Annotated in this window: 19 protein-coding genes; 8 read left to right on the forward strand and 11 right to left on the reverse strand. The window is 70.9% G+C overall.

Going from position 1 to position 18,384, the window contains the following annotated elements; genetic code table 11:
• Nucleotides 1-39: 39 nt before the first annotated feature.
• The 4 genes from ACN263_RS18955 to ACN263_RS18970 all read right to left on the reverse strand — a co-directional run bounded on the left by ACN263_RS18955 (nt 40) and on the right by ACN263_RS18970 (nt 2,894).
• The gene (locus ACN263_RS18955; protein WP_422735724.1) at nt 40-828 is read right to left on the reverse strand and encodes an ABC transporter permease subunit; all 789 of its coding nucleotides are present in this window, start codon (nt 826-828) and stop codon (nt 40-42) included.
• Nucleotides 806-1,732, reverse strand: a complete 927-nt coding sequence (locus ACN263_RS18960) for an ABC transporter ATP-binding protein (protein ID WP_422735725.1) — start codon at nt 1,730-1,732, stop codon at nt 806-808. The genes ACN263_RS18955 and ACN263_RS18960 overlap by 23 nt, the downstream gene beginning before the upstream one ends.
• Before the next feature lie 377 nt (nt 1,733-2,109).
• Entirely contained in the window at nt 2,110-2,388 is a 279-nt protein-coding gene (locus ACN263_RS18965; protein WP_422735726.1) for a BON domain-containing protein, read from the reverse strand.
• A 77-nt stretch (nt 2,389-2,465) separates the two neighbouring features.
• Nucleotides 2,466-2,894 (reverse strand): PRC-barrel domain-containing protein, encoded by a 429-nt coding sequence (locus ACN263_RS18970; RefSeq protein ID WP_422735727.1) that lies wholly within the window; start codon nt 2,892-2,894, stop codon nt 2,466-2,468.
• A gap of 236 nt (nt 2,895-3,130) precedes the next feature.
• On the opposite strand from ACN263_RS18970, the gene ACN263_RS18975 reads away from it, so the two are divergent.
• Complete coding sequence (locus tag ACN263_RS18975) at nt 3,131-5,116, forward strand: acyl-CoA dehydrogenase (protein ID WP_422735728.1); 1,986 nt, start codon at nt 3,131-3,133, stop codon at nt 5,114-5,116.
• 9 nt (nt 5,117-5,125) lie between these two features.
• On the opposite strand, the gene ACN263_RS18980 is transcribed toward ACN263_RS18975, so the two are convergent.
• The 4 genes from ACN263_RS18980 to ACN263_RS18995 all read right to left on the reverse strand — a co-directional run bounded on the left by ACN263_RS18980 (nt 5,126) and on the right by ACN263_RS18995 (nt 9,083).
• A complete protein-coding gene (locus ACN263_RS18980; protein WP_422735729.1) occupies nt 5,126-6,679 on the reverse strand; it encodes a metallophosphoesterase family protein in 1,554 nt (517 codons plus the stop codon).
• Nucleotides 6,680-6,721: 42 nt separating this feature from the next.
• A complete protein-coding gene (locus ACN263_RS18985) occupies nt 6,722-7,060 on the reverse strand; it encodes an STAS domain-containing protein (RefSeq protein ID WP_422735730.1) in 339 nt (112 codons plus the stop codon).
• Nucleotides 7,061-7,186: 126 nt separating this feature from the next.
• Nucleotides 7,187-8,230, reverse strand: coding sequence for a PP2C family protein-serine/threonine phosphatase (locus tag ACN263_RS18990; protein WP_422735731.1), 1,044 nt, complete (start codon nt 8,228-8,230; stop codon nt 7,187-7,189).
• A gap of 61 nt (nt 8,231-8,291) precedes the next feature.
• The gene (locus ACN263_RS18995) at nt 8,292-9,083 is read right to left on the reverse strand and encodes a potassium channel family protein (RefSeq protein ID WP_422735732.1); all 792 of its coding nucleotides are present in this window, start codon (nt 9,081-9,083) and stop codon (nt 8,292-8,294) included.
• Between the two features lie 48 nt (nt 9,084-9,131).
• Between ACN263_RS18995 and ACN263_RS19000 the strand changes: the two genes are divergently transcribed.
• From ACN263_RS19000 to ACN263_RS19025, 6 genes are all read left to right on the forward strand, one after another.
• Nucleotides 9,132-9,680 carry a MarR family winged helix-turn-helix transcriptional regulator gene (locus ACN263_RS19000; RefSeq protein WP_422735733.1) on the forward strand — a complete coding sequence of 183 codons (549 nt, stop codon included), beginning with the start codon at nt 9,132-9,134 and terminating at the stop codon, nt 9,678-9,680.
• Between the two features lie 58 nt (nt 9,681-9,738).
• A complete protein-coding gene (locus ACN263_RS19005) occupies nt 9,739-10,917 on the forward strand; it encodes an FUSC family protein (RefSeq protein WP_422735734.1) in 1,179 nt (392 codons plus the stop codon).
• Nucleotides 10,918-11,185: 268 nt separating this feature from the next.
• Entirely contained in the window at nt 11,186-11,449 is a 264-nt protein-coding gene (locus ACN263_RS19010; RefSeq protein WP_422735735.1) for a hypothetical protein, read from the forward strand.
• A gap of 324 nt (nt 11,450-11,773) precedes the next feature.
• Nucleotides 11,774-12,169: a hypothetical protein gene (locus ACN263_RS19015; RefSeq protein ID WP_422735736.1), complete on the forward strand. Its 396-nt coding sequence runs from the start codon at nt 11,774-11,776 to the stop codon at nt 12,167-12,169.
• Nucleotides 12,170-12,379: 210 nt separating this feature from the next.
• Nucleotides 12,380-12,889 carry a DUF421 domain-containing protein gene (locus tag ACN263_RS19020; protein WP_422735737.1) on the forward strand — a complete coding sequence of 170 codons (510 nt, stop codon included), beginning with the start codon at nt 12,380-12,382 and terminating at the stop codon, nt 12,887-12,889.
• A 66-nt stretch (nt 12,890-12,955) separates the two neighbouring features.
• Nucleotides 12,956-14,641 (forward strand): phytoene desaturase family protein, encoded by a 1,686-nt coding sequence (locus tag ACN263_RS19025; RefSeq protein ID WP_422735738.1) that lies wholly within the window; start codon nt 12,956-12,958, stop codon nt 14,639-14,641.
• Here ACN263_RS19025 and ACN263_RS19030 read toward each other — a convergent pair whose 3' ends face one another.
• Nucleotides 14,642-15,655: an SDR family oxidoreductase gene (locus ACN263_RS19030; protein WP_422735739.1), complete on the reverse strand. Its 1,014-nt coding sequence runs from the start codon at nt 15,653-15,655 to the stop codon at nt 14,642-14,644.
• 152 nt (nt 15,656-15,807) lie between these two features.
• Between ACN263_RS19030 and ACN263_RS19035 the strand changes: the two genes are divergently transcribed.
• Nucleotides 15,808-17,577, forward strand: a complete 1,770-nt coding sequence (locus tag ACN263_RS19035; RefSeq protein ID WP_422735740.1) for a glycoside hydrolase family 15 protein — start codon at nt 15,808-15,810, stop codon at nt 17,575-17,577.
• A 5-nt stretch (nt 17,578-17,582) separates the two neighbouring features.
• Here ACN263_RS19035 and ACN263_RS19040 read toward each other — a convergent pair whose 3' ends face one another.
• Together ACN263_RS19040 and ACN263_RS19045 are read right to left on the reverse strand one after the other, a co-directional pair.
• Nucleotides 17,583-18,023: a PPC domain-containing DNA-binding protein gene (locus ACN263_RS19040; RefSeq protein WP_422735741.1), complete on the reverse strand. Its 441-nt coding sequence runs from the start codon at nt 18,021-18,023 to the stop codon at nt 17,583-17,585.
• Nucleotides 18,020-18,334, reverse strand: coding sequence for a hypothetical protein (locus ACN263_RS19045; RefSeq protein ID WP_422735742.1), 315 nt, complete (start codon nt 18,332-18,334; stop codon nt 18,020-18,022). Before ACN263_RS19045 ends, ACN263_RS19040 begins: the two co-directional genes overlap by 4 nt.
• Nucleotides 18,335-18,384: the final 50 nt, after the last annotated feature.

Raw genomic sequence — 18,384 nt, forward strand, 5'->3', positions numbered from 1 at the left:
CTGGTGACCGTCGGCGCAGGGCGACCACCAGCATCAGGCTCACGCACCGATGTCGCGGCGGTCGAACACGACGACCCCGGCGATCGTGGTCGCGGCACCGACGAGCACGAGGGTGAGAAGTTCGATCGGGTGCCAACCGGTGTGCAGCGGATCGGTGCCGATGAAGTAGTGAAATGGTGAGAGCCAGCGCACCCAGTGCCACCTGTCGAGCATGCCGCCGATGGCGTTGGTTAGGTAGGTGGCGACGGCGAGACCACCGGTGATCGCGAGGACTGCGGCCCGTTGTCCGGTGGCGGCGCCAATGAGGAAGGCGATGCCGGCGAAGCTCCACACCAGGGCGACCAGGCCGGCGGACGCGGCGGCGACGTTGGACAGGGCGATGTCCATGCCGATCCACGGAACGATGATCATCAGCAGGATCCCGGGGATGGCGGCGATCACGGTGAGCGCGCTGCCGGCGGCGGCCACCCGTTGCCCGGCGAACGCACTACGCGAAACCGGGTTCGCCAGCATCAACTCCATGCCACCGTCTTCCTCCGGCCGAGCGATCGTGCGGGCCGCCAGCGTGATGGCGCACATCAGGACCAGCAGTGGGCCGACCAGGCTGAAAATCGTCGCCTGCAGATAGCCGGCGGGCGACAGCATGTCGGCGATACCGAGGAAGTCCAGCATGCCCTGGGGCAGGGCGTCCTGCTTCAGCTCCGCGGCTCCCTGAAACTGGCTGTAGAACGAGGTGTAGATGGCGGTGAAGGCGGCGACGCCACCGGCCCACCCGATCAGTGCCAGGCGGTCGTCACGCCAGGTCTTACGCACCAGCGCGGAAACCATCGCCGGCTCCTTCCCCGTGGTAGTAGAACGACAGAAACGTCTCTTCCAGGTCGGGTTCGGCCGACAACATGTCCACCACCTGGTGACGCGCCGCCGCTTTGATCAGCGGGTCGATGCGGCCATCGACAGTGCACTTCAGCACCGGCCCGGACACCACCACGTCACTGACTCCGGGCAGTCCGGTGAACTCGGTCGGGTCCACCGGATCATCGAAGTGAATCTCGACGGCGCGGATTGCCCGCTTCCCCAGTGACTCGACCCGCTCGACCGCGGCAAGCTGGCCGTCGCGGACGATGGCGACCCGGTCAGCGGCCTGCTGCACCTCGGCCAGGACATGAGAGGACATGAAGACGGTCTGGCCCGCAACACTGGCGTCGCGGACCATGGCCAGGAACTCCTGCTGCATGAGGGGATCCAGCCCACTCGTCGGCTCGTCCAGGACCAGCACCGCCGGCCGGTGCATGAACGCCTGCACCAAGCCGACCTTCTGCTTGTTGCCCTTACTCATCGTCCGTACCGAGCGTGAGAGGTCCAGCTCGAGTCGTTCAGCGAGTTCGGTCACCTGTGCCCAGGGCACGCCGCCGCGTGCCGCGGCGAAGAAACGCAGCAGGCCTTCCGCCGTGTCCCGCCCGGGAAGGACGAGTTCGCCGGGCAGGTAGCCGATCTGACGGTGCAGTGCGGCCTTGTCCCGGCGCGGGTGGAGCCCGAGCACAGTCGCGTATCCGCGAGTGGGGCGCAGGAAGTCCAACAGCAACCGGATCGTGGTTGTCTTTCCGGCACCGTTCGGACCGAGGAATCCCACCACCTCCCCGGCGCGAACCTCCAGGCTGAGGCCCTCGATGCCGCGGCGCTGACCGTAGAACTTGGTCAGGTCCTCGGTGAGTAGGGCGATGTCGCTTGTCATGCCCACATCGTCGCTGGCCTCCCGGTCCGGCATCCAGGGCGGGATCCGGCTGACATCACCCTGGGATCGCTGCCGAACATCGGCAGTCAGTGGCCCGAATGCCAGCCGGGCGGCCTCCGTGCCGCGACCGCCGGGAGTACCCGCGCCTGGGGGCGCCGGGAAGCCTGGTCGGCAGGTCATGTCGTGCTAGGGCTCTGGAGGCTGGATCGGTGGGCTGTTCCCGTTCGGGCACCTGACCGCGGTGCCGGCCACCGCACCGACCTCGGTCGCAGCGTCGGTGATGGCCGGCATCGCCGCAGCAGGGGTGGTCGCCGACAGGACTGGCTACCGCCGCCGGGACCTGCTTGCCGGAGCGCGGTCGAGCTTGCGACCGCCGTTCACCCCTCCAACGGGCGCAGCCGGTCGTTGACGTCGTGCACTCCCGGAGTGTTCCACGCTCGGGCGTGTGCCTGCGTGCGCACATCAACGGAGGTGACCACGCCCTCCAGGATGACCACGCGGTTCTGTACTTCGATGCAGATGCGTTCGTGACGCAACCGGGGATCGCGCTGCATGCGCTCAAGCAACGTGCAGGCCAGCCGGGCATCGTCAGAGAGCGGGCCGGCCTGGATCAGCGACGGCGGGTCGCCGGGGAAGAACCAGGGGACGTAGGTCATCGTGCCTCCTCAGGGGTGCTTCGGTGGTCCGGTGACTCACGTCGGCCGCCGGAACACCGGTCGGGGGTAGCCGGAACTCAGCGTCGGGTCGGGGGCGCCGGGTACGGCGGAGCGACACCGCTCGGGTTGAAGAACGGCGCGTAGCCGTAGTACCAGTACACGTCCTCGTAGTAGCCGGTCTCCTCGACGACCTCCGGGTCGTACGTAGGGGCCTGCTCGATCTTCTCCCGGGTCAGGTCGACGCGCACGGTGTCCTCGGTGACGTCGCTGATCGCCTCGACGGGGATGAAGGTGGCGGTGGCACCGATACCGAGAAGCCCTCCATGCTCGACGCGCAGGAAGCGCACCTTGTGCTCGTCGCGATCGATCAACAGGTCGTTTACCTTGCCCAGGTCGTCGCCGTCGGCGTCGAGGACGCGCCGGCCGCGCACATCCTGCTCGGGCGCCGCGATCGTCTGCCCGGAGTCACCGAGCTTGACCAGAATCGCCGTCGTGTCGGATGGCATGAGCTGCTCCTTCCGTAGCGTCTGCTTCCTTTGCCCTACCCAAGGGACGTCCGGGACTAGACGACGAAACGATGACGGTTCCTGCCCGCTTTCGTGACGACGAACCGTGCCCCTCGTCACGTTCGACTGCGAGGGGTTGGGGCGACGGCGGCACAGCCGGCGTCAGCGTTCACCGACGCCGGTATCCTTGATCGAGTACGACCTGTGCGCATATGTCCGCTAGGTGAGGAGGCACCGTGCCCGATCAGATCAACCTCGCTCGCCTGCGGGACGTGCTCGACGGACCGTGGGCCGCAGTTCGCGACGCGCACCGGGAGCACCTCGACGCGCGTTTCCTCCCGGTGTACGGCGAGACCATTGACCAGGCACGCGAGCGGATCACCCGACTACTCACCGAACTCCCCGCCGAACTGGGTATGGCATCGGCCTTCCCCAGCGAGTACGGCGGCAGCGCCGACGTCGGCGGCTCGATCGTCGCCAGCGAGATGCTGGCGCAGGTCGACCTGTCGTTGATGGTCAAGGCGGGCGTGCAGTGGGGACTGTTCGGCGGCGCGGTCGCGGCGCTGGGCACCCGACGGCACCACGACGCCTACCTGCGGGACATCATCTCCGGCGACATTTTCGGCTGCTTCGCGATGACCGAGACCGGACACGGCTCCGATGTCCAGCAGCTGCGTACCACCTGCGCGTACGACCCACAGACCCAGACCTTCGACCTGCACACCCCACACGAGGCGGCCCGCAAGGACTACATCGGCAACGCCGCCCGGGACGGGCGGATGGCGGTGGTCTTCGCGCAGCTGATCACGAACGGCCAGCGGCACGGCGTACACGCGTGGTTGGTGCCGATCCGCGACGCGCAGGGCAACCCGATGCCCGGCGTACGTATCGGCGACGCCGGAGCCAAGGCCGGCCTTCTCGGCGTGGACAACGGACGGCTCACCTTCGACCACGTGCGGGTGCCGCGGGACATGCTGCTGGACCGCTACGGACAGGTCGCGGCGGACGGAACGTACTCCAGCCCGATCGAGAACGACTCCCGGCGCTTCTTCACCATGCTCGGCACCCTGGTCCGCGGTCGGGTGAGCGTGGGTGGCGCGGCGTCGGCGGCCACAAAGTCGGCGCTGACCATCGCGGTGCGCTACGGCGACATCCGCCGCCAGTTCGGCACGCCCGACGCGGAGCGGGAGGTGCTGCTCAACGACTACCTGGCCCACCAGCGCAAACTGCTGCCCGCCCTGGCCACCACCTACGCGTTGCACTTCGCCCAGACCCAGCTGGTCGTCGCGCTCAATGAGGTGCAGGGCGGCGACGGGCCGGTCGACGAGCACCGGCAACGGGAGCTGGAGTCTCGGGCCGCCGGTCTCAAGGCCGCGCAGACCTGGCACGCGACCCGCACCATCCAGATGTGCCGCGAGGCGTGCGGCGGCGCCGGCTACCTGGCCGAGAACCGGCTGCCCAGCCTCAAGGCCGACACCGACGTCTTCACCACCTTCGAGGGCGACAACACGGTGCTCTTGCAGCTGGTGGCCAAGGGACTGCTCACCGGCTACCGGGACGAGTTCGGCTCGCTGGACGGCTGGGGGCGCGCCTCCTTCGTCGTCGAGCAGGTCCGCGAGATGGTGCTCGAGCGCACCGCCGCCCGGTCGGTCATCGAGCGCCTGATCAGCGCCGTGCCCGGTCGCGACGAGGAGGTCGCCGTCACCGACCGCGGATGGCAGCTCAAGGCATTCGAGGACCGCGAGCGGCACCTCCTGGACGGCGCGGTCCGCCGCCTGCGCAACGGCGCCGCCACCAAGAAGGACCGACCCTTCGACATCTTCAACGACGTCCAGGACCACGTCCTGGCCGTGGCCGCCGCGCACGTCGACCGGATCACTCTCGAGGCGTTCGTCGCCGGCATCGAGGACACCGCCGACCCGGCGGTCCGGGCGCTGCTCTCCCGGGTCTGCGACCTTTACGCGCTCAGCGTCATCGAGGCCAACAAGGGATGGTTTCTGGAGCACGGCCGTCTCACGCCGGCCCGGGCCAAGGCCATCACGGGCGTGGTCAACTCCCTACTCAAGGAGCTACGCCCGCACCTGCGCACCCTCGTCGACGGGTTCGGCATCCCGGACTCGTGGCTGCACGCCGCGATCCTGCGCGAGGAACCCCTCCGGCAGGACGCCATGACCGTCCATGACGACGCCGGTGATCCGCGGTCGGTTCCGGCCTCGGCGTGAAGACAGGCGCTAGTTGTCGGCCGGTGTCGCCGACGGCGCGGCTGGATTCACCTGTGGTGTCCCGTCGATCACCTTGCGGTTGAGGCTGACCTGCGCGGTGCCGGCACCGCCGACCTGAATGTCGTCGTACGCCTGAAGCTGATGATCCGCGCCGAGGTAGAGCACCGACATGACCAGAGGCATCGGTTCGTCACCTTCCAGTCCGCGCAACCCCGCCCCGCCGGTGGAGCCCTGCACCGCCAGCCGGGTGTCGATCGCACCGATCGACGGCAGCTCCGTCACCTTTCGCTGGTGTGTGTGGCCGGCCAGGACGAGCGGTGCCACACCGTTGAGCGCTGTCGCCGATGCGGGGTCGTGCACCAGTGCGATGTCAACCGGTCGGTCCAGCGAACGGATCGTCACGGCGAGCTGCTTCCCCGTACCTTCGACCGTCGTCGCTGCCTCCTCCCACGGTCCTGCCTCGGACTCCTGTTTGTCGGGCGTGAAACGGGGGTCCCCGATGCCGGCGATCGTCACTCCGGCGATCGTGGTGACGGAGTCGTCCAGCACGACCGCGTTCGGCTGGCTGGCCACCGCCGCAGCGGTCCGCGGTGAGTCGTGGTTGCCTCGGATGTAGACGTAGGGCGCGTTGAGCTGGCTGATCATGGAGACGTACGAGGTCTCCGGTTCGCTGCCCCAGTCGGTGATGTCGCCGGTGTCGATGACGAGGTTGATGTCGTACTGCTCGACCACGCTTTTGATCATCGGCCAGGCGGCGGGGTTCAGGTGCAGGTCCGAGACGTGCAGGATCCGCGTCGTGTCGGGCGCCGCCTGGTAGATCGGCAGGGTCGACACAGTGCTGTACAGCTCGCCGACGTTGCCGACGAGCCGTTGGAGTTGCGCGGCGTACCGGCTGTAGTCGTCGGCTATCCGTTGTGCGTCACCGATCAGCGCGGGGGCGTTGACCAACAGTCCTTCGTATCGGGGTTCGGCCAGGGCTTGCGGTCGTACCGTCAGGGCGGCCGTGCCGAGGGTGCCGCCGGTGACCAGCAGCGCGAGCCCACCCGACCAGGCCATGCGGCGCACGGACCGGAACGTCACCCCGGCCAACAGCATGGACGCGAGGACCGACACACCGAGCGTACGAACGCCGAGGCGGACCAGGGCGTCGCGGAGGTCCTCCGGGGCCGTGGCGCCGGCGTGGGCCAGGCCGGCGGGGTCGTCGAGCAGAGCCTCGGTGCGTCGCTGGTCGAGCGAATCCAGGCGGACGGTCAGTCGCGCGGGGCCGTCGTGGCTGTCGAGGAAGAGCGATCCCAGCGGGGGGATGGCGATCTCCGTGCCGCCGTCCACGGACGGGGTCAGCTGGAAAGCGACCCGGAACGGCCCGACGTCACTGGCGCCTCTGGCGCCCAGAAGGGTGCCGATCGTGATGCCCCCAGCCGTGACCGCGACCAGCGCGCCCGCGGCCAGGACACGACCCACCCATGGCGAGCGCACGATCCGGCGCGACCGGGCGGCCGCGTGCCTGACGCATGCTGCCAGGCTGGTACGACGCGGAGGTGCCGCGTCCGGGGGTGAAGTCACGAGCGGGGTCCGATCTGTGGGGTGACCGAGGGGACGGCGGGGTCAATTCGAGGGGGCAGCCTGGTCGTCCGTCCCGCCGCCGAGCAGGCCGAGCAGGCCGGCGGCGAAGAGTTGCCGTCGAACGACAGGCGCCAGGTTCTCCAACCGCAGGTCGCCGCCCCGCACGGCGACGGCGCGTTGGCACGCCACGAGCGTCCCCATGCCGGTGGAGTCGATGAAGGTGAGGTCGGCGAGATCGAGGATGACGTCTCGCACCGAATCGGACGCCAACGCCGCTATGACCGCGTCGTGCACGAGTCCGCTCGTTGCGAGGTCCATCTCCCCGCCCAGTCGGATGCGGGCGACGGCTCCGACCTGCGACGTGCCGACTGTCAATTCCACGCACGCCTCCTAACCGCGGTACTGCCAGGTGAAACCTGCATGTGTGCAATGAACTGCTTTCGCAGGCAGCCTATCCACTGACCGGGCCCGATTCCAAGATCGCCAACTGCGGGACGTGGTCGTCTCTCACCCGGTCGTGGGCCGACGCTCAGCCAACAGGAGTGCGATGTCGTCGTGCGGTTCGCCGCCCACGTGCCGATGCACCGCGTCCCAGAGCGCGTCGAGACACCTGTCCGCCGTCGGTTCGGCCAGACACGCCTGGAGCGTCGGCATCGGAAAGAAGCGCCGATCGCTGTCACGTGCCTCGAGCAGGCCGTCGGTGAGCAACAGCAGTCGGTCACCGACGTCCCAACGGCCCACCGTCTCCGGCGTCCGCGGCCCACCCAGACCCAATGGCCGATCCGGCGGAGCCATCGTCAGCTCCTCCAGTTCTCCTGTACGACGTCGCAGGACCGGCGCGGGGTGACCGCAGTTGACGCTTCGGATCGCTCCCCCGTGCAGCTCGATCAGGACGGCGGTGACGAACGTCGCGCCCCGAGCCGGTGCCGGCTCCCGAGCGACGAGATCGTCCAGGTCGTGCGCCACCTGCGTCAGATCGGTCCGGACAATCGCCGACTGCCGGAACGCTCCCGCCACCGCCGACGCCAGCCGCACCGCGGCGAGCCCCTTGCCGCAGACGTCACCGACGATGATCCGCAGCCGGTCCTGGTCGGCCACCACCTCGTACAGGTCGCCGCCCACGCCGGCCTCCTCGTAGGCCGAGACGTACCGAACGGCCAGCTGCACGCCGGCCGCAAACTGCGGCGGCTGACGCAGGATCGCACCCTGGGTGATCCGCACGATCTCGGTCATCCGGCGCAGACGCTCCTGTCGTCTCGTCCGCGCCTGCGCGACGTACACCGCCATCAGGCTGACCGTGATGACCACCGCCACCCGCAGCACGTGATCGAGGCTGCCGAGCAGCCCGCCGGGCAACCCGGCCCCCACCGCTGCCGTGGTCGCGGTGGCCGACACGACGGCGGTGCGGCGTGGGCTCTCGACGGCGGCCGCGAACAGCGGGGCAAGGGCCAGAAAGCCGATGAGTACGGCGTGGGTGCCCGCCGCGACGTCGATCAGCAGGACCATCGCGATGAATCCGATGGCCAGCCGCAACCCGAGCCAGCGGGTCAACCTGCCCGACTCCTCGTCAGCGACGAAGGAACGGGCGGTCGACCCCCTGCCCGCGCTGCGCTCAACCAGAGGGCTGGGCCGCATGGCTCCGCCGATCCGGATCGCCGCCCGCGGGCGTCGTCTCTGGGTCGAGTTGTCGTCGTAGTGCCTCGATCTCCGCGCGCAGGGCGGCGATGTCGTCGGTGGTCGCCGCGGCGGCACCGCCCTTGGGGGAGACCCGATCGACGATCCAGGTCGCCAATGAGCCGGTGACGAAACCGATCAGGCCGATGCCGCCGATCATGAGCCCCAGGGCGACGAACCGCCCCGTCCCGGTGACCGGGTAGTGGTCTCCGTAGCCGACGGTCGTGATGGTCACCGTCGCCCACCAGAGGGCGTCGTCGAACGAGGCGATGTTGCTGTTCGCGGCGGACCGCTCGGCGTCCAGTACCGCCAGCGCGGACACCAGCACCAGCAGCATGGTGGTGGCACCCACGTAGACGGCGAGCCGGCCACGCGCCCACGACTCCGCGCGCCTGCTCAGACTCAACACCACGGTGATCAGCCGCAGGGCACGCAGCGGGCGCAGGACGGGAAGCGCCAGAACCGCGAGGTCGAAGAGGTGATCCCGCAGGAAACGCCGCCGGGCTCTGCTCAGACTCAGCCGCGCCACGAAGTCGACCCAGAACGTCAGCCAGATGAGGACGGTCGTCGCCTCGCACACCCGGAGCCAGGATTCCGCCAGATCGGGTCGCAGGATCGGTGCCGCGTAGACCACGAGGAACAGGACCGACAGGCCGGTCAGCGGAAGCGCCGTCAGGCGTTCCCACCGCGCAGCCCGGTCGGCGGGCGGCGCTTCAGTCCTCACCTGCATGAACAGCCCACCCGAGAATTATACGTGCACCCGTGCAATCATTTCTCGGTGAAACTGTACGGGGAAGACGGCACCACGTCGACCGCAGCCCAGGACCGGTTGGTGGACGGCCTGTCCGCGTTGGCCCGCGCCCTGGTGGGGATCACCGCCCGCACCCTCGGATCGGTGGACGCCGAGGTCACCCTGCCGCAGTACCGGACACTGGTCATTCTCGCCTCGCACGCGCCGCTGCGCACCGTGGATCTCGCGTCCCTGTTGGGGGTGCATCCGTCGACGGCGACGAGAACGTGCAACCGGTTGGTCCGGCGAGAACTGGTGGTCCGCCGCCAGCAACCCGATGACCGGCGGGTCGCCTGGTTGAGCCTCACCGAGGGCGGCAAAACGCTCGTGGGCGCTGTCATGCGACGCCGAACCTCCGAAATCCGGCGTCTGCTGACCGTCGCCGACGCCGGACGCCGACGCACGCCCGCCGAGCTGATCGAATCTCTGGTGATCGCCGCCGGGGAGCCGACGGAGGAGGTGTGGTGGCAGCACTGGGAACAGTCAGCGTCGGCACCTGACGACGCGAGCCAGCGAGCAGGTACGGGCACACCCTGACGGGTACCCGCGGTCATGCAGGTACGGTTCGGAAGTGCCGTGACGGGTAGTCCTCCGCATGTCCGCTCCGCGACCCCGACCGGCCGCGCCGGCGCCGCTCGTCGCCCTGACCAACCGGATCCGAGGGCTGGTCGGCGGCACTCACCGGCGAGGCAGCCAGGCGGCTCGACTACGACTGCGCCAGCTGGAGATCATCGGGCTGATCGCGCTACAGGCGGGACTGGCGGCGGCGCTCGCCTGGTGGCTTGCACACGACCTGTTGGGCAACCCCAACCCGGTCTTCGCGCCCACGGCGGCGGTGGGCACCATCGCGGCAGCGATCGGCCAACGCACCCGACGCACCGTTGAACTGCTGGTCGGGGTGGGACTGGGCATCGCCATCGGCGACGGACTCGTCCTCCTGATCGGCGCCGGCGCGTGGCAGACAGGCGTCATCGTCACCCTGGCCATCGCTGTCGCCCTCGGCCTCGCGGGCCGGGGCGGCACCGTGGTCAGCCAGGTGGGTGGTACGGCAGTGCTGATCGCCACGCTCTCCTCCAGTCAACAGAACCTGGAACTACCCAGGATCGTCGACGCGGTCACCGGCAGCGCCGTCGGTCTCGCGGTGGTAGGGCTGCTGCTGCCACTGCACCCCCTGCGCGTCCTCCACCGGGCTGCGGCGCCGGTCTTCGACGCACTCGAGACCCGTCTCCGTGAAATCGAGACGGCGCTGCGCTCCAACGAACCCGACCGTGCGGTGCACGCCCTGAATGGTCTACGTGCCATGGCTCCAGACAGCGAGCGGCTACGCGAAGCACTCAGTGGCGCCGAGGAGGTGGTGACAATCGCGCCGGCTCGATGGCACTGGCGGCGGCATCTCGAACGGTACGACCGAGGCGTCACACACATGATCCGCGTCATCGACGACAGCAAGGCCCTCGCGCGACGGTCCGCCACCATGATGCAGTACCAGGAGCCACTGCCGCCCGACCTCCCGGACGCCGTCGGATCCCTGGCGGATGCCGTCCGGCAACTGCGTCACGAGACGCGGACCGACAAACCCCACGACCAGACTCGGCGACACGCCCTGCGGGCGGCGGAGGCAGCCGGGCGAGCCACCGCTTCGGGGTTGCGCGACTTCGGTGTCACCACGACGACACAGATTCGCGCGACGGCCAGCGACCTGCTGCGGGCCACGGGCTGCTCCGTGGTCGACGCCAACCGGCAGGTCCGGCAGGCGGCGCGAAACGCTGCCTAGGTGAGCGCGCGATTTCGGTCTGACGGATAGCGCCGGACTGCCACCGCTTCGAGGCAGATGGCTTGTGCGGCTCGCGCCTTGGTGCGCTGTGCGGCCGCTGCCCTTACCGGCGGTGTACGCGGCGCTCGCGCCCGGCGCACATGCCCAAAGGAGGAGGCTGGGTTCAGCGGGCCGCCGCAGCGGGCGAGGCGTTGATCGACCCGGTTGTATCACCTGCCACGGGCGTAACGCGGGCGGCGTCGAGGGGCGGGGGCCGAGTCGGGTCGGGGTGGAAGCCTCGGTCGAGTTCCAGGTCGGCACGGGGCGGATGCCGCTGGCGCGGCAGGAGGCACGGGCGTTACGCAAGCCTCCGCTGTACACCGACGAGCAGGTCCGCCAACTGGCGGCCTACATCCAGGCGCTCGGCGGAGGCCCGGTGGTTCCCGACACCGTGGGGGGCCAGCAGGCCACACCGTCGCGTCGCCGAGCCGAGTTCGTCCGGCCCACGGCCGCACCCACCGTTTCCGAGAATCCGCTGACGACGGCTGCCTAAGGTGAAGCAGACGCGACAGCAACGCACCGACCGGTCGCCGCCGAGAACGATGGGCAAGCACCATGGAGCGGTTCCTGGAGGCACTCTGGGACACGAGCAGTGTGAGCGGCCGCCTCGTGACCAGCATCGTTCTGATCGTGCTTGCCCTCGTCATCGCCCTTTTGGCCGGGCGTCTTTCCACCCTGCGGGTGAAGGACACATCCAACCGCTACTACCTGCGCAAGGCTACGCACTACCTGACCGTCGTGGCGTTGCTGTTCGCGCGGGCGCTGCTGTGGAAGCCGTTCGCCGGCCGGATCGGCCTCACCGGTCTACAACAGCAGCATGGTGCTCGACCACCTGTGGGAGGAACTGACCCTGCCCGTCCCCTACGAGGCCGACTGGCACCTCGCGGAGAGCATCCTCTGCGAGGAAGCCCAGAACGTCTCCTCGACGGCCGCAGCGCGCAGTGCCATAGACGCGATGCGCCACCGCTACCCGACTGCCGAGGCGGAAGTCGATCCGCGCGTGTTCGTCCGCGCCACCTCGAACTGGAACGAGCTGTCGGCCCGGTTCGTGGTGCCGGTGCGCGGCGCCCGTCAGGTCAAGGACCAGGTCACCCGGCGGGTGCTGGAACGCTTCGCCGAAGGCGGCATCCGGGTGGCATCGGAGACCCAGGACATCACCATCCACACACCCCACCCCATGAAACCAGCCGCCGCCTCGTCCGACCATCGGTAGAGGTCGCCGCAGAGGCCACGCGTTCCGCAACCCGGAGCGCGACGACCGACGCGCGTACCAGCGACGACCCGGGCGTGGCGATGAGGCCGTACATCCCCCACGCTCGCCGCCGTTACGCCGTCAGCGTCGGAAACCTCGCCGCCGACCGATCCCGGCGGCGTGCGTCCGGGGGATCGTGGGTAGCTGACCGCAATGGTGTGGAAGAACCCGATGGACCTCCTCCGTCTGCTCGTCGTCGCGCTACTCGTCTACCCGGTGCTGGTGGTGATCCTGCGGGTGTCCGGGAAGCGGACGCTGTCCAAGCTCAACGCGTTCGACTTCGTGGTCACGGTGGCGCTGGGCTCGACGCTGGCGACGATCCTGCTGTCGCGGGACGTCTCGCTGGTCGAGGGGATCCTCGCCTTGGCTCTGCTGGTCAGCCTGCAGTACGGGGCCGCGTTGCTCGCGGTCCGCTGGCCGCCGTCACAGCGGCTACTCAAGGCCCGACCGACCCTGCTGCTGCACGACGGACGACTCCGGCACAAGAGCATGCGCAGCGTCCGGGTGGCGGAGAGCGAGATCCGGCAGGCCGCCCGTAGCCAGGGCATTGGCGACCTCGGGAGCCTCGCGGCGGTGGTGCTGGAGACCGACGGAAGCCTCAGCGTCATCACCCGCGGCCAACTCGGCGACGGCAGCAGCCTCGCCGACGTACCCGACGCAACGGCGCAGCTCGACGAGTAACCGCTCGTTTCGGCCGGTGTCGCGGGGGAACGCCGAGGACATGCGCAAGCCGACAGGAACGACCCGATGAGCACCGGCGGGTACGACGCGGTCGTCGTCGGCGCGGGGCACAACGGGCTCGTGGCCGCCAACCTGCTGGCCGACGCCGGCTGGCACGTACTCGTGCTGGAGGCGGACGACGCGCCCGGCGGTGCGGTGCGGTCCGCGGAAGTGCTCGGCCCCGGTTTCACCACTGATCTGTTCAGCGCGTTCTATCCGTTGGGCGCGGCCTCGCCGGTGCTTCGCGCGCTCGATCTGGAGCGGCACGGGCTCCGGTGGAGTCACGCTCCGGTCCCGCTGGCGCACCTCCTGCCGGACGGGCGGGCGGTCGTGCTGTCCCGGGACGTGGCAGAGACGGCGGCGTCCGTCGAGCGTTTCGCCTCGGGCGACGGCGCGGCCTGGGAGGCCCTGGCGCAGCGGTGGGACCGGTACGGCGACGACGTGCTCCAGGCACTGTTCAGTCCGTTTCCGCCGCTGCGCTCCGGGGTCCGACTGCTCACCCGGATGGGCCCGGCCGACGCCCTGCGGGCCGCCCGCTTCGCCACCCTGCCGGTCCGGCGTCTCGGGATGGAGCAGTTCCGCGGCGACGGGGCGCGACTGCTGCTGGCGGGCACCGCGCTGCACTCGGACATGTCACCGGACGAGCCGGGCAGCGGACTGTTCGGGTGGCTGATGACGATGGTCGGGCAGCGGACCGGTTTCCCGGTTCCGCGCGGCGGGTCCGGCAAGCTCGTCGAGGCGCTGGTGCGCAGACTGCGGGCGGCCGGCGGGGAGCTGCGTTGCGGTGTCCGCGTGGAAAAGATCATCGTGGTGGGTGGCCGGGCGCGGGGTGTGGTGACCAGCGCGGGTCGGATCCTGGCACGGCGGGCGGTCATCGCCGACGTCGACGTACCCACGCTCTATCTGGGTCTGGTCGGTGCGGAGCGGCTGCCCGACCGGGTTCTGTCGGACCTGCGCCGGTTCGACTGGGATCCCGCCACGTTGAAGCTGAACTGGGCACTGTCCGGGCCGGTGCCGTGGACCGCCGGGGAGGTCGCCGGCGCGGGCACGGTCCACCTCGGCGAAGGGCTCGACGGGTTGACGGACTACGCGGCGGACCTGACCGTCGGCCGTGCTCCGCGCCGGCCGTTTCTGCTGCTCGGACAGATGACCACGGCCGACGCCACCCGCTCGCCAGCGGGCACGGAGGTGGTGTGGGCGTACACGCACCTGCCACGTGGGGTGGACTTCGATCCCGGTGTGGTGCGGCGGCAGGTGGCGGCGGTGGAGAACCTGGTGGAGCGGCACGCGCCCGGCTTCCGCGAGCGGGTGCTCAACCGCGTGGTCCAGACACCCGCGAACCTGGCGGACGCGGACGGGAACCTGGTGGGCGGCGCGATCAACGGCGGTACCACCAAGATCTACCAGGAGTTGGTGTTCCGGCCGCTGCCCGGGCTGGGGCGGGCGGAGACGCCCGTCCGGGGGCTCTATCTGGGCAGTGCCGGCGCGCACCCGGGCGGCGGGGTGCACGGTGGGCCGGGGGCGAACGCGGCGAAGGCGGCGCTGCTGCACGCCGGCGGTCATCGGCTGCGGGCCGCGGCGGTGCGGGCGACGGTGCGCCGGATCAGCGGGGCGCCGGACCGTGGCCTGCTGCCGCCGCCGGTGAGTGACCTTCCCGAGGCCACCAACCGGGGTGGTGCGGTCGGTGGCGCCGGGACGACCGGCGACGACTGATCAGCTCCGGCGCCAGGCGAGGACGGCCGCCCCCGCCCCCAGCACGCCGGCGGCCACCCCCAGGCGGTGTCGGGAGAGCCAGGCCTGCGGGCTGCGGCCGTGCGCCCGGGAGGAGAAGTCACCACGGGCGCCGTAGTCGTGCCCGCCGGGCCCGTCGAGGGGATGCCAGAGGTTGTTCGGCCGGTCGTGGTCGGCGGGACGGCCGGTTTGCTGGGATTTGTAGCCGGTGTGTGCCAGGTAGCGATCCAGCATCCCGGGCGCGATGCGGTTGCCGAGGATGGTCAGCACGGTGGAGGTGCCGACCCAGTACTCGCGCCGGCGGGGCCGGTCCACGGCGCCGACGATCGAGCGGGCGGCCACCTCCGGCTCGTAGATCGGCGGTACCGGCTCCGCGCGCCGGCGTAGCCGGGACAGCAGCCACTCGAACTGCGGGGTGTTGACCGCTGGCAGGTGCACCATGGTGACCTTGACGTTGCTGCGCTCGTGCAGAAGCTCGCAGCGCAGCGACTCGGTGAACCCGACAATGGCGTGCTTCGCCCCGCAGTAGGCCGCCTGCAGGGGGATGCCCCGGTAGGCCAGCGCGGAACCGACCTGGACGATGGTGCCCCGGTCGCGGGGCGTCATGTGGGACAGTGCCACACGGGTGCCGTGCACATAGCCGAGGTAGGTGACCTCCATGGCTCGGCGGAACTCCTCGGGCCGGGTCTGCTGGAACGGCGCGAAGACGGAACTGAACGCGTCGTTGATCCACAGGTCGATCGGGCCCAGTTCCGCCTCGACCCGCCGTCCGGCGTCGACGACCTGCTCGTAATCGGCCATGTCGACCTCGATCGGCAAGGCTCGGCCGCCGGCTTCGCGTACCTCCTCGGCGGCGGCGTCGAGCCCCACCCGCCCGCGGGCCAGCAGCGCGATCGCGATGCCGCGCCGCGCCAGCAGCCGTACCGTGGCCCGGCCGACTCCCGCGCTGGCGCCGGTCACCACCGCCACCTTGACGTCCTGCCGCCGCATGCTCATCCCGCCTTCCGTCGCCGATTTCTGCTGCCCGCACTACCCGTCGTCGGTCGGCTCAGTCACCTCCGGCGCGCCTGATCCGCGCATCTGGCACGTGTCAGGTCGGGTCGGACGGGTACCGCACGCCACGGACGCCGAGGAAAGGGGCGACAGCCATGGCCGCAGCGGACGCGGACCAGGCCGCCGGCACCACGCCCGCGGTGCTGCGGGACTACGCGCTGCTCGCCGACGGGCACCGGGGCGCGCTCGTCGGCCCCGGCGGGGACGTCGCCTGGCTGTGCGCGCCCGGCTGGTCCGATCCGGCGGTGTTCAGCGCTCTGCTCGGCGGGGCGGGCAGGTTCCTGGTGGCGCCGGCGGCCGACCGGTTCGTCTGGGGAGGGCACTATGAGCCCGGCTCTCTGATCTGGCGCAGCCGGTGGGTCACCGGCGACGGGATCGTCGAGTCCCGGGACGCGCTGGCCTTTCCCGGCGAGGCCGGCCGGCTGGTGCTGCTGCGCCAGGTCCGCGCGCTGCAACAGCCGGCGCGGGTACGGATGGTGCTGAACCCGCGTGCCGACTTCGGCCGGGAACCGGTGCGCGAGGTCACCCGCGACGGCGAACGCTGGCTGGCCCGTACCGGTGGACTGCACCTGCGCGTGCAGGGCGGCGGCGAGCTGGGCCGGGACCCGCAGGGCTTCCTGGCCGGCGAGCTGACGATCCCGGCGGGCGGCCGGCACGACGTGGTGCTGGAGTTGGCCGCCGGTCCGCTCGGCCAGCCGTGCGAACCCCCGGGAGAGTTGTGGCGCACCACCGAGCACCACTGGGCGTCGGTGGTCCCGCCGCTGGCCGGTCCGGCCGCCCGGGACGCCACGCTGGCCTACGCGGTCCTGCGCGGGATGACCCGCCCGGGTGGTGGCATGGTCGCCGCCGCCACCACCGCCCTGCCGGAGCGGGCGATGGCGGGGCGCAACTACGACTACCGGTACGCATGGATCCGGGACCAGTCCTTCGCGGGCCAGGCTGCCGCGCTGGTCGGGCGGTACGACTTGCTCGACGACGCCGTCGCGTTCCTGACCGCTCGGGTACTGGCCGACGGGGACGGGCTCGCGCCGGCGTACACGGTCGGCGGGGATCCGGTGCCGCGGGAGCAGCCGCTGACCGGCCTGCCCGGGTATCCGGGCGCGGGGGCCCGCATCGGCAACTGGGTACGCGGCCAGTTCCAGCTCGACGCGTTCGGCGAGGTGCTGCTGGTGTTGGCCGCCGCGCAGCGCCACGACCGGCTCGACAGCGACGGCCGGCACGCGATGCGGATTGCCGCCGAGGTGATCGAGCGGCGCTGGGCGCAACCGGACGCCGGGATCTGGGAGCTGCCGCCCCGGCAGTGGACGCACTCGAAGCTGACGTGTGTGGCGGGACTGCGGGCGGCGGCACGTACCACGACGGCCCGCCCGTCCGCGCGCTGGTCGGCGCTGGCGGACCGGATCCTGGCCGACGCCGCCGCGCACGGGTTGACGGCGGACGGGCACTGGCGTCGCGCGTACGACGACGACCGGGTCGACGCCGCGCTGCTGCTGCCCGGCATCCGGGGCGCGCTTCCGCCGCAGGACCCACGCACCGAACGGACCCGCCAGGCGGTCGTCGCCGACCTCGCCCAGGACGGCTATCTCTACCGGTTCCGTCCGGACCGGCGACCCCTCGGCGACGCCGAGGGCGCGTTCCTGTTGTGCGGGTTCGCCGCCGCGCTGTCCGCGTGGCAGGCCGGGGACGAGGTCGGTGCCAACCGGTGGTTCGAACGCAGCCGGGCCGCCTGCGGCCCACCGGGCCTCTACACCGAGGAGTACGACGTACGGCAACGCCAGCTCCGCGGCAACGCGCCCCAGGGATTCGTGCACGCGCTGATGTTGGAGACCGCGGTGACGCTCGGCCAGGTCGACCCCTGCCGCTGACCGGTCTACCGACCGGGGCCGGCGATGAGCGCCAGCCCGGTCTCCGGGTCGACGCGCTTGGCCAGCTCGGGTGCGACCTCGGTGACGATCACCTCAAGCGTCGGCCACACCCGGGCCGAGAGCAGATGGCCGCCCACCGTGCTGCCGTCCGAGCGGCCGAGCACCGCGTGCACGTGCAGGGCCGGCTCGCCGTCGCGTGCGGCCACGTCTCCGACCAGCGACAACACCTCGACCTGCTCGCGGACCGGGATGTGCCGGTAGTCGCCCTTGTCCCGGTCGAACCAACCGACGTCGGCCTCGCGGAATCCACCCACGGCGGTCACCCGGCCGGCACGCAGGTCGTGGCGACGCAGCGCGTCGCCGATAGCGGTCACCGGCTCGTCGCCCTTGTCACAGACGACGACCAGCACCCGGCCGGTCGGCTGGTGCAGTTCATCGACCTTCACGAATCCTCCTCGTGTCGTCCCGTGGTCGCGCCCAGCACCGCCCAGACGGCAGCGACGGCCGCGTCGGCCAGCGCGGCGTGCCGCTGCCGCCGGTCGGCGGCGGCGAGACCGAGCGCGGTGAGCGTGTGCAGGCCATCGACCGCCGCGCCCGCCACGAGCACTCCCGATGCGGGCCACCGCAGGGTGAGGGCGGCCTGCGCCAGGTGTCGGGCGCCGAGCACCCGAAGCGTCGCCACGGCGGTGGGGGTCGGCGGTCCGACCGGCCGCAGCAGCGCGCCGGGGGCGAGCAGCAGCAGGCTGCCCCAGGCCACGCGGCCGGTGAGTGCCGCGCGTCGCAGAGTTCGTCCCGGGGATCGGCATC

This window comes from Micromonospora sp. WMMD729, assembly GCF_049315225.1.
Taxonomy (GTDB): domain Bacteria; phylum Actinomycetota; class Actinomycetes; order Mycobacteriales; family Micromonosporaceae; genus Micromonospora.

Bases quoted from the DNA above. Each gene is read 5' to 3' on its own strand.
- ACN263_RS18955 (WP_422735724.1), bottom strand. From the start codon at position 828: ATGGTTTCCGCGCTGGTGCGTAAGACCTGGCGTGACGACCGCCTGGCA.
- ACN263_RS18970 (WP_422735727.1), bottom strand. From the start codon at position 2,894: ATGCCATCCGACACGACGGCGATTCTGGTCAAGCTCGGTGACTCCGGG.
- ACN263_RS18960 (WP_422735725.1), bottom strand. From the start codon at position 1,732: ATGACAAGCGACATCGCCCTACTCACCGAGGACCTGACCAAGTTCTAC.
- ACN263_RS19030 (WP_422735739.1), bottom strand. From the start codon at position 15,655: ATGAGCATGCGGCGGCAGGACGTCAAGGTGGCGGTGGTGACCGGCGCC.
- ACN263_RS18995 (WP_422735732.1), bottom strand. From the start codon at position 9,083: ATGCAGGTGAGGACTGAAGCGCCGCCCGCCGACCGGGCTGCGCGGTGG.
- ACN263_RS19020 (WP_422735737.1), top strand. From the start codon at position 12,380: ATGGACCTCCTCCGTCTGCTCGTCGTCGCGCTACTCGTCTACCCGGTG.
- ACN263_RS19005 (WP_422735734.1), top strand. From the start codon at position 9,739: ATGTCCGCTCCGCGACCCCGACCGGCCGCGCCGGCGCCGCTCGTCGCC.
- ACN263_RS18965 (WP_422735726.1), bottom strand. From the start codon at position 2,388: ATGACCTACGTCCCCTGGTTCTTCCCCGGCGACCCGCCGTCGCTGATC.
- ACN263_RS19015 (WP_422735736.1), top strand. From the start codon at position 11,774: ATGGTGCTCGACCACCTGTGGGAGGAACTGACCCTGCCCGTCCCCTAC.
- ACN263_RS19035 (WP_422735740.1), top strand. From the start codon at position 15,808: ATGGCCGCAGCGGACGCGGACCAGGCCGCCGGCACCACGCCCGCGGTG.
- ACN263_RS19025 (WP_422735738.1), top strand. From the start codon at position 12,956: ATGAGCACCGGCGGGTACGACGCGGTCGTCGTCGGCGCGGGGCACAAC.